Source organism: Kibdelosporangium aridum (genome assembly GCF_900176515.1).
Classification (GTDB): Bacteria; Actinomycetota; Actinomycetes; order Mycobacteriales; family Pseudonocardiaceae; genus Kibdelosporangium; species Kibdelosporangium aridum.
Genome location: NZ_FWXV01000040.1, coordinates 1 through 1531 on the forward strand (window position 1 = coordinate 1; position 1531 = coordinate 1531).

The following is a 1531-nucleotide window of genomic DNA, read 5'->3' on the forward strand; positions in this document are numbered from 1 at the left end:
CGCAACGCCAAGGCTGCCGTCGAGGAGGGCATCGTCGCCGGTGGTGGCGTGGCCCTGCTGCAGGCCGCCGAGGAGGCCTTCACCAGCCTGGCGCTACAGGGTGACGAAGCTGTCGGCGCCAACATCGTCCGGATCGCACTGGAGGCGCCGCTCAAGCAGATCGCCGTCAACGCCGGCCTCGAAGGCGGCGTCGTGGTGGACAAGGTCAAGGCACTGCCGACTGGTCATGGCCTCAACGCGCAGACCGGCCAGTACGAGGACCTGCTGGCAGCGGGCATCATCGACCCGGCCAAGGTCACCCGCTCGGCGCTGCAGAACGCCGCCTCGATCGCGGCTCTGTTCCTGACCACCGAAGCCGTTGTCGCCGAGAAACCGGAGAAGGACAAGGCACCGGCTGGTGCCGGTGCAGGCGGCGCGGACATGGATTTCTAAGCGACACCCCTTCCCCAGCCGTGTCCGGGCGGCTGTGACAAGCCGTCCGGACACGGTGCCGCAACCCGACGTATACGAAAGGAACGAAGGAAGCACAACCATGGTCCGCATTGCTGAACCGGTGTCGACAAGGTCTGCACCACTCGATGGAGCGGATCAAGACACTGCGGCATACGCGATTCCACCCCGCTACGCAGACGCGGCGCCAACGCCACAGTCGCCACTGCCGGGCACCGCCGCGATAACGATCACCCATGGCCCAGGCACGAGGGCCCCGGTCGAAATTCCTCTCACGGCCGACACCATCCTGATCGGGCGACATCAGGACTGCGACATCGTGCTGGCCGACATGACCGTCTCCCGGCGGCACGCAGAGATACGCCGCGTCGGCGACGCGTTCACAGTGACCGATCTGGGATCTCTCAACGGAACCTACGTCAACCGCACGCCGATCGACCACTCACAGCTCGCCGACGGCGACGTACTGCTCGTCGGTGCGTTCCGGCTGACGTTCCGATCCAACCCGGGAGAAGCGGTCCCGACACCACTCGGCGCGCAACCGCACACCGAGGCCGGAGGCTGGACACGATGATCGCAGCGGTGATCGTTTTCGGCCTGGTCGTCGCTGCATGTGTCGCATGGATCATCCGCGCCGCCCTGCACGACCACCGCCGCATAGACCTCGAGGACACAGCTAGCCCGACACCGCCAGTAGACCCGTCGGTCAGCTCAGAGGTCACGCGACGATGGCGCCCCCTCGTCGTGCCCGGCGTACCGGAACAGGCGAAGACGGCGAAGCACTTCAGCTACCTGAGGGACAGTCGTTTCGACCGTGCCGCTTCGACGCAGTGACAAGAACCTTCCCGGAGGCCGGGCTTTCCAGCCGGAGGTGGCTGACCGCGTCAAGTCCACCCTCCGGGCGCGCCAACACGACAACCTGTACCACGACATGGAAGAGGGACTTGTAACTCGTCCGACTCGGCACGTGATGGCGGGACGTCGAACAAGATCAGACTTCCACGCACCAGGTGCCGTTCTCCTGCACGATCGGCAGCGGCGCTCCCCGGGTGTCCACGCCTTTGGCCCCGAGGTTGACGGT

Annotated in this window: 3 protein-coding genes; all 3 read left to right on the forward strand. The window is 66.0% G+C overall.

Annotated features, from left to right (window positions below; all coding sequences use genetic code 11):
- On the forward strand, positions 1-432 hold a 432-nt coding region (locus tag B9C43_RS55310; RefSeq protein WP_327225657.1), incomplete at its 5' end, for a TCP-1/cpn60 chaperonin family protein.
- Positions 433-532: 100 nt separating this feature from the next.
- Entirely contained in the window at positions 533-1024 is a 492-nt protein-coding gene (locus tag B9C43_RS55315) for an FHA domain-containing protein (RefSeq protein ID WP_084435131.1), read from the forward strand.
- Complete coding sequence (locus B9C43_RS55320; RefSeq protein ID WP_033390969.1) at positions 1021-1284, forward strand: hypothetical protein; 264 nt, start codon at positions 1021-1023, stop codon at positions 1282-1284. Before B9C43_RS55315 ends, B9C43_RS55320 begins: the two co-directional genes overlap by 4 nt.
- Positions 1285-1531: the final 247 nt, after the last annotated feature.

Coding starts and splice junctions, on each gene's coding strand:
- B9C43_RS55315 (WP_084435131.1), top strand. CDS start 533: ATGGTCCGCATTGCTGAACCGGTGTCGACAAGGTCTGCACCACTCGAT.
- B9C43_RS55320 (WP_033390969.1), top strand. CDS start 1,021: ATGATCGCAGCGGTGATCGTTTTCGGCCTGGTCGTCGCTGCATGTGTC.